At 61.5% G+C, this 8,286-nt stretch carries 9 protein-coding genes; 6 read left to right on the top strand and 3 right to left on the bottom strand.

Annotated elements, in window-relative coordinates:
* Positions 1-2,105 precede the first annotated feature (2,105 nt).
* The 4 genes from AWC08_RS35805 to AWC08_RS36750 all read left to right on the top strand — a co-directional run bounded on the left by AWC08_RS35805 (position 2,106) and on the right by AWC08_RS36750 (position 4,227).
* Positions 2,106-2,516: a cytochrome P450 family protein gene (locus tag AWC08_RS35805; protein WP_159460021.1), complete on the top strand. Its 411-nt coding sequence runs from the start codon at positions 2,106-2,108 to the stop codon at positions 2,514-2,516.
* Positions 2,517-2,557: 41 nt separating this feature from the next.
* On the top strand, positions 2,558-3,097 hold the full coding sequence (locus tag AWC08_RS23935) for a hypothetical protein (RefSeq protein ID WP_069435392.1): 540 nt from the start codon (positions 2,558-2,560) through the stop codon (positions 3,095-3,097).
* A 178-nt stretch (positions 3,098-3,275) separates the two neighbouring features.
* Positions 3,276-4,061: a hypothetical protein gene (locus tag AWC08_RS23930; protein WP_069435393.1), complete on the top strand. Its 786-nt coding sequence runs from the start codon at positions 3,276-3,278 to the stop codon at positions 4,059-4,061.
* Positions 4,062-4,077: 16 nt separating this feature from the next.
* Entirely contained in the window at positions 4,078-4,227 is a 150-nt protein-coding gene (locus tag AWC08_RS36750; RefSeq protein WP_156803197.1) for a hypothetical protein, read from the top strand.
* A gap of 463 nt (positions 4,228-4,690) precedes the next feature.
* On the opposite strand, the gene AWC08_RS35800 is transcribed toward AWC08_RS36750, so the two are convergent.
* A complete protein-coding gene (locus tag AWC08_RS35800) occupies positions 4,691-5,632 on the bottom strand; it encodes a hypothetical protein (RefSeq protein WP_142283773.1) in 942 nt (313 codons plus the stop codon).
* 124 nt (positions 5,633-5,756) lie between these two features.
* Entirely contained in the window at positions 5,757-6,365 is a 609-nt protein-coding gene (locus AWC08_RS23915; protein ID WP_069435396.1) for a MucR family transcriptional regulator, read from the bottom strand.
* 413 nt (positions 6,366-6,778) lie between these two features.
* Between AWC08_RS23915 and AWC08_RS39725 the strand changes: the two genes are divergently transcribed.
* Both AWC08_RS39725 and AWC08_RS23910 read left to right on the top strand, forming a co-directional pair.
* Positions 6,779-7,048 carry a hypothetical protein gene (locus AWC08_RS39725; protein ID WP_069435397.1) on the top strand — a complete coding sequence of 90 codons (270 nt, stop codon included), beginning with the start codon at positions 6,779-6,781 and terminating at the stop codon, positions 7,046-7,048.
* Positions 7,003-7,578 (top strand): serine/threonine-protein kinase, encoded by a 576-nt coding sequence (locus AWC08_RS23910; RefSeq protein WP_372513499.1) that lies wholly within the window; start codon positions 7,003-7,005, stop codon positions 7,576-7,578. Before AWC08_RS39725 ends, AWC08_RS23910 begins: the two co-directional genes overlap by 46 nt.
* Positions 7,579-8,000: 422 nt before the next feature.
* On the opposite strand, the gene AWC08_RS23905 is transcribed toward AWC08_RS23910, so the two are convergent.
* Positions 8,001-8,286: hypothetical protein (locus tag AWC08_RS23905; protein WP_218621749.1), on the bottom strand; the 286-nt coding region annotated here is incomplete at its 5' end.

Below are 8,286 nucleotides of genomic sequence, written 5' to 3'. Positions count from 1 at the left end.
AGATCACCCATCCAATCTGATCGGGTGGCCTACTTTTCAACCGTCGCGACTGGCCTGGTTTTCAACCGTCGTCAACAATCAGTTCGTCGCGTCATCGACCAGATCGTCGCATGGACCGCCGATTAACACGCACCCAGCATAGGAGACCCGTCGCCAGGCGGACATCGCAGTCAGAAGGTGGTCATGCCTGCCGATGGCAGCTGTCAATCACTGCAAACCGGAGTCTCAAAATAGAGCAAATACGAGACACCGAGGTATTCCACCGTCTACAACGCGTATTCCCTGGTCGAGGTGTCTCGAAAGTCAGTCTCACTCCCAGCGTCTCGTAAGAGTGTCTCGGATGATTCGCCCTATTGTCACCGCATTCGGACGCGCTCCAAACGGTCACAGCTCGCATCGCCATGCACCTGGCGCGCGCCCCGCCCCACCATCCCCGAAATTGCTTGAAAGGGCTCGGGTTTTGACCGCTCGGGGGCCAGGAACTTCTCCCCCCTATTTCAAAACAAGGCGGACTTTGACCCTGGCGCCGCGGAGTAGTTAGGGGCCGACATGAAGGGACTGCACGACCCGCGAAATACCCCACCGGCACTACCCGGCATCCCCACGCCTCCCGCCGCCGCGCCCGACAGCCCAGTTAAGAAGCCCTGCGGAGCAGGGTCCAAATCGTGGCCGAGGCATTTGCTAGCCTTCAGCTTCCCAGCATCCGGCAAGGAAATCCGCCGAATTCAATCTCCCGTGTTCATCCTTGTTAGCCCATTCGAGGAGTCTGTCGCAGCCCACCCGGTAGGCGCGTCTGGGTTCCACGCCCTTATCCCAGATGCCTGCTTGCCGGCCCAAATTGTACGAATGCATGTCTCGAAACCCGTGAGTCGAGGCTCCCCAAATGATGATGACGACTGTGGCAACCAAAACGACGAACGTGCCCGCCCAGAAGTAGATACCGGCATGGCTCCGCCTGAGTCGGGATGGGCCGACGGGAGCCAGATGCCCCATATCCGTCCCCGAGGCCGGTGCCCAGCCAGGCGCAATAACGCCCGCGACTTGCGGCCCCGCGTGCACTGGCCTCTTCATCTCAAGTCGCCAACGGCGGCCATCCCACAACAACTCCGCTCGGGGATCTGCCGGGTCGGGATACCACCCTGGCGGCGGGCTAGGAGGCGGCGGTGCTGGCGCGCTCATCTTTGAAGAGTACGACTTAACGGCGAGGTCAGGGACATATCCAACTGATGAAAGAACAAGGGTCTCTGCCCCCGACTTCAGGGCGACCAAAATGACTGATTCGTTCGACTTTTGGGCCACCTGGCGGCCCAGCGTGCGACTGGTTGGCGCAAGCTGCGCGACGCAGGGCCGGTCCTCGAGCGGGACCAAGCCGACAGCTTGCCTCTGACCGGCGTGGAGGGTACGCGGGTGTTCAGCCTGTCGCGGCGCTGCGATGTGCTGGCGGCGCTGCGCGATCCACAGCGGTTTTAGTCGCGCCGTTGCCCGGAAGCTGATGCTCTGCCGATAGCGTGGCCGTTCAACGCCCTAGAAACCATTCCGATGGTTGCGGCAGGATTCGACGCGCCGGACCACACGCGCTTCCGCGAAATTTTGGCCCCGCTTTTCGGCCAACGTGAAGTACAGCGATTGATTCCGGCTTGTAGGGGTTGGCGGCTTCACTGATTGGCGCGGTCGCTGCCAGCGGTCATTCGACGCCATAGCCGAGATCGCGCAACCCTACGAAGCGGGAGTGGTATTGGCACACTGCGGTCTGCTCGCCGGCGACGCAATCCGGGTGGCCAGGCTGGTGAATGTCACGTTGACCGATGGGGGCATTGGCGACCCGCACGCCCCACGCCAAGCAGCAACGGAACTGGGCGACTACCTGGCCCAGGCGGTTACCAACCGCCGCGCCGACCGCTTGCCGGGGCTTTTGACAAGCTGATATCGACCGGACTCACCGACGAGGAGATCATCGGTTTGGCAACGCTGATGTGCCTCAACATAATCGACGTGAGGGCGACCGTAGCCTTCGTGTTGCTGGCGCTGGCGTCCACACCGCAGCTTCGGGCTGTGCTGTGCCGCGACCCTGAGCAGATCGGGCTATTCGTGGAGAGATTCTACGATTGGAGCCGCCCGAACCCGGGGTTGTGGTGCGAATGTGTACCCGCGACACCACAATCGGCGGTGTGACCATCCCGGCCGGCTCAGCGGTGCTGCTGCGCTTAGCGTCGGCCAACCGTGAGGACAGCGACGACATCGCGGCAGTAGGCGGCCGCATTGTGCGTCACCGGCATTGGACATGGGGTGCTGGCCCCCATCGATGTCTAGGAGCCGGTCTCGTCCCGACACAACTGACCGTGCTGATCAGCGAATGGATGCGCCGTATCCCGGATTTGGAGGTGGTCGCTGGACGGCCGCTCGACGTTGATGCCCAGATTCGTCAAGTTGCCGGGCGTGGGGAGGGATTCCGGGTGCGCCGGTTGTCGCTGCGCTGGGGGCCGCTTCCGCCCGCGCCTAGGCAGGTAAGCGGCTGACGCGCTACACGTGTCGGTGTCGCGCTCTACGCTCTCCAGTTGTGAAAGCCGCGGAGTGGATCAGCCTTGCCGGCGTCGTCGTCACAGTGGTGGCGACGACCTGGGCGATTGTGTCGGCCAAGCGAGCCGCAGCGGCCCAGAGCGCCGCTGCGCATTACCAGGCCAGGGCCGAGCAGAACGCCGAGCGCGCGACAAAGGCGGCCGAGGATGCTGCGGTCGCTCAAAGGCAAGCCGCGTTGGAGGCTGGACGGGCGGCGGCGGCCCTTGAAGAGCAAAACCGCAGAGCCGAGGAGCAGTCCGAGCTTGCGGAGGGAGTTCCCTGGCGTATCACGTACCGCAAGGGATCGCTTTACGACCTGTGGAACGACACCGGCACAACCAAATTCGGTGTGCAGATATCCGGCGAGGGTGTCCTGCGGGCCAAGACCGTTGATCGTTTCTACGGCCGGAGTTCAGTCGAGTTCTTGGGCCTCGACGCTATGGGTGTCGGCGACGAGGTTGAGGTGCGATGGCATCGGCGCGAGGACCATTCGGACGAGCCGCCGCAGTTGTGGGTCGGCAACAAGCCGCCGAGGCTATAGCGTCCGGAAGTTTCGGCCGCCGCGGTCCGGCGCGGCGGTGTTTGCACGATTACAAGGTCCTAATCGTGATATCACGGTTGCGGATTTGTTTGCCTTTTCGTCTGGTAGTGGCGTCTATTATTGCCCGGTGGCGCGGCCCAACCCCATTGACCAGAAGCGGCCTAGGAACCCTTTGGTCGTGACGGCATTGTGGCTCGGTTACTGGCTGGACGAGTTCAAAATATTTGCGCTTGCCGTGTCGGCGGCTTGCTTAGCATCCGGCGGCGGGGTGCTGGCAGTAGCCTGGGTCGCCGGACTGGTCCTCATCGTCGTGGGGGCGGCCATCCCTGCTCTGCAACTGTATTGGGCACGCCAAGGCGCGACGTTAGACGAGACGACTGCCGGACGTGAGAAGCTGCTTGAGGAGGTACTTCAGCCCTTGTTAGAGCTGGGTGCCTCGGTGGCCTTGGTACCGGCGAAGAATGATCGCGTCGCTGCTGCACTCAACGCGGCACGTCAGGCGGTCAGAGATCTCACGTTCCGGGCGTTCGGAACAATCCCTGGCATCCGAACGGTGGTATACAACGTCTCGGATGATCAGACGAAGATGGTTCCGCTTTACACAGCTGGGAGGCCGGACCGTCCGGGCGATTTTGTTAAGGGAACACCGCGCGGAGACAAGGCGTTCCAAGTGTTATGCGGGAAAGATCCATTCGTGTTCGCACCTGATTTGGACAGAGGCAGTCCGGTTGAGTGGGCCGGCTCCGGCGTTGGTTACAAAACCTTCATTACCGCGCCGATTCGGTCGCAAGACGATGGTTATGGACTGCTGACAATCGATGCGCCCGTCGCCGGGACGCTCGATAAACGGCATGGCGCGACGTTGTCGTTGTTTGCGGCTACGCTCGGCGTGTTGTTTGCGGAAGCCATCCGGGGGCCGGGCAGGGCGCAGGTACACTCAGAGCGCCTCAATAGCAGAACTTGAGAGGTAAGGAGCAAAGATGGGCAACGACGAGTTGGACCGTGGCTCGCAGGCAACTGAAGCCGGGCGAGCCGAAGACCCAGATGCGGCCCTGAAGCGCGCCATAGAGGAAGTTCGCGACGACCGCCGGGCCATGCATTCCACTTTGCTGCATTCCGCTGCTCGGTAACGCTGCAAAGCAGCATCACCGACCAAGCCTCGAGTCGGGCACCAGTTGCAGCACAGGCGCGGTGCGCCCGTTCACTTGCTGATCGGCCGGCTCCAACACGGCGATAAGGGCCTGCTGACCCTCCGCCGCTTCTTGACGGTCGGTTTGCAAGATCTGTTGCTGACCCACCACAAGCTGTAAGCGCCTACGCCTTGGAAGAATTCACATCAACACCGCGCCTCTATTGGACAGACGCTCCTGACGGCCTGCAATCCTTTGCCCGCGGCTTTGGACGGCAAAGAAGAACACGCTGCGCGCTTGGGTCAACACGTCACGGTTCACCGTCGACGGACACATCCAACCGCGGCCGACCCTTCGGATGATCCCAAGGACAGCTAATGTACTTTCACGCCCTGATGACAGATTCCATCCATATTTGACGACAGAGACCCAGGCGATGCGCAAGCTAGCGCGCGAATCAGCGTTATTCGTGCGCGACATTGAGTCCGGAGTCGGCAGTCCACACCCAGGCCTTCGATCCATCTTCCATCTCGCGCCAGCCCGAAATGCCTGGCGACGCGTGACAGCCATGTTCCACCGTAAAGCCTATCTGCCGGAGCCGGATCAATGCCCGTGCCGGAGGCACATCCTCGTCTCGGATCGCTGCGACAACATTTCTGTCGGGGTCGACGATTAGCAATGCTTCGATGTTGCGGGACACCAATTCCGGCAAAAAATGCGATGCGCAATACGCGCCGAAGAACTCGGCCGGCACGCCGTAATGGTAGTCCTCATGGGCTAGACAGCGGATTCCGTACAAGTGCATGTTTTGGTAAACCGCAGCGTCAGGAACCATCTCGAAGTAGGATCGTGATATTTCTGAATACTGCAGGAACGCAGAGATTTTGGCGTCGGCATCTTTTCGTTTTCTGCGGGGGGTGAGACCTAAATCCACTCGCATAGCTTGCAGAAGAACGTGAAGTAAGTGGGCGATGAACCGCCCCTCATCACCGATCCGATCGATTGCGATGTTCGGGAGTCCGTTGGGCCGTGTAAGCGGCGCCAACACGCGATGCTCAATGCCAACAACTGCTGGCAAGAGCGGCGCAACTCGTTGTCGTGCAACAACACTGGTGTCCTGCAAAGCATCAGTCATCCGACCGTAGGCTTCCTCGAGCGCATGGAAGCCTACGTCCAGTTCGGGCACGGGTATCTGTTTGAGGACGGGCTCTACCTCTCGAACAAACACGGACCACAGATGCAAGACCGTCCGGCGCATCTCCGTATACCGCTCGGTCACATGGTCACGTTCCCAAACGTGCCGGCCCTCGACGCGATCGAAGAACGCTTTCATTCCGGCGGCGCCTAAGCCTCCGAATCCGAGCGAAGACGCTGCTGACAAACCTACGGTCACCCAGTCCGCCATAGTTACAGCTACCTGTAATTACTGTGATGGCGCCCATTGGACGGTCGCACACGGGCGTCTCGTGCAGTGGGAAGTGCAGCAGCTTGGCGTCTGCTGGCGTCTACAGCTTCGACCATGAACGCAATCAGCGACATTGCTCATCGCCTTGCTGCGGGTAACGGTGCAGTCGTCGGTAAGCCCAGCTCGCGGACATATCGAAGCTGCGGCTGATCGACGCAACGCTCAGCGTCGGATCCCCTGCCAGCAGCCCGCGGACGCGGCGACACCACTCTGTGATCGGCAAATCACCACCGAGTTCCTGCTTTTCCGCTTCGGTGAGCGCACGGCCTCGCTGCTCGGCGAGGCGCTTCACACGGGCTGCCCGCGTCGCCGCCGTCCACTGCGACACAGGCCGGGCGCTCTCGCGCGCCCGGAGCGGGTCACGGTGTCGGGCGAGAGCTTCCAGGTTCTGCTCGCGGTTGGCTTCCCAGGACCGCGCCATCCGATGGCTCACCGAGGCTGCGACGAGCGGCATCGTCAGCAGCAGGCCGTGAGTGACGCGATACCGCTCCGCTGTGACTCCATGCGAACGCGTCAGATGAGTCGCTAAGTGGAGGTAGGTGCCCCCGCATTCGTGGCACAGCAGGCGTCCATCAGTGGTAACTGTGAGTTGGCCGTAGCTGCCGAAGCCATCCGGCCCGCCGATCCTCACGAATATGGCCCGGCCGTCATAGAAGTCACTGTAGGAGACCATCCAGTGGGTTCCTCATCGGCTGTGTCAACGGCCCGCAAGGTGAATCAGAGGTGATAAGCAATCTCTCTCACCATTAACACGACAAAGGCGATCAGAGCGGCTACTAGAAGCGCCCCTGCAACGAAAGCGAAGAAATACGAGAGCGCCGTCCACTCCTTGTTGATCATCCGAGGGACACCGAACCACTCCCGAAGGCGTGCCCATGGTTGCCCTTCTGGTTCAGGCTCATGCGACTGATCCATAGGTTGCTCCAATCCGGATCATCTCTGGACTGTAGTCGCTATAAGGACGATATCCGCTTCGGCCCACGAGGGATCTGGCGACGACTTGCATCACCGGGTGACGGATATGAAGGTGTTGCGCAGGCACAATTCCGCTGTGCGGGCTGGCGGCTATCGCTAGCATCCTGACTTGTGGCTGGGGAGGACGCTGGGGACGGGACACCGTTCGGCCGCTACCGGCTATTGTCGATGCTCGGCGAGGGCGGCATGGGTGAGGTGTGGCGCGCCCGCGATACTGTCATCGACCGGGTCGTCGCCATCAAGGTCTTGTCATCGAAGCTGTCGAAGGACGAGGAGTTTCAGCGGCGTTTCCGCCGGGAAGCACACGCCGCAGCACGATTAGAAACCCCCATGTCGTGCCGATTTACGACTATGGGGAGACCGACGGTCGGCTATTCGTGAGCATGCGGTTGATCAAGGGCCGCGACCTCGGGACTGTGCTTACCGACGGTCCGCTGGAACCTCATCGCGCAGTGCGCATCATCGGACAAGTCGCTGAAGCCTTGCACGCAGCACACGAGATTGGGCTTATCCACCGTGATATCAAACCGTCCAACGTATTGCTCGACGACCGAGACTGTGCGTACCTGATCGACTTCGGGATTGCCCGCGTCGCCGACGACACCCGATTGACCAAGACCGGCAACATGATCGGGACTTTCGCCTACATTGCACCTGAGCGCCTGGACCTCCAGGGCGAAGAGGACGCCCGCGTCGACATCTACTCGCTCGCATGTGTGCTCTATGAATGCCTGACCGGAGAACCACCGTTCGCCGCTGACACGCTGCCGCGCCTAATCGTGGCCCACATGAACACGCCGCCGCCGCGGCCGTCTGTCACCAGACCTGATGTGCCCCCCAGGTTGACGAAGTCATCGCGACCGGCATGGCCAAAGACCCTGGCCAGCGGTATGCCACCACGGTCGAGTTAGCAGCCGCCGCCCGCGACGCGATCACCGGACCCATTCACCAACCGACTCCGCGTCCGGCACCGAGTTCGCCACCCACCGAACAGGCGGCTGGTACTGGCACGCCGGCCGGCGTCACGGTCGCCGATCCGGCGTCATAGAGGCCCCGCTTACACGGACCTATGACTTGGCGCCTTTTGGGTCATTTGGTTACTCGTCAGGGTAAGCGAACGGTTTGCCCGCCTGTTTGACATGTCGTGAACGTATGCCCTTTGCGCCGGCGGTGCCATTTAAGTGCCGCCACCTACCCGGCAGCGCAAGGTCTGACATTTGGTTGTCCAAGCGGTCAGGTGGCGGCGGTCTACTTTCGACGGAGTCTGTTGCGGCTCGGGGGCAGTCCGCTAGCGCGTTGCTGGTCGGGAAGTCCCGATACGGAAGCAGTGAGTTCAGATCCTGCTGTGCCAGAGGTAGTCCCTAACGGCCGCCCGGTCATTCGGATCAGGGACGAGGTAAGAGAGGTACACGTCGAAGTTCTGCCCGACCATGTACTCGCGCATGATGTTGTCGCACGTTTGCTGATTGATCCAATCGACGCCACACTGAGCGCCTGCGCTGGGCGCGGTACCAATCGCCAGGCCCGCTGCCAGAAGACCGCTGTCAATGGACATCGGAAACTGCCCGTGGGCGGACATGAGAACTGCCTGTAGGTGGCCAATAAGAACTGCCCAGTGG

Source organism: Mycobacterium gordonae, from assembly GCF_002101675.1.
Lineage (GTDB): Bacteria > Actinomycetota > Actinomycetes > Mycobacteriales > Mycobacteriaceae > Mycobacterium > Mycobacterium gordonae.
The sequence above is the reverse complement of the archived record's forward strand: the minus strand, read 5'-3'. Positions and strand labels throughout refer to the sequence as shown.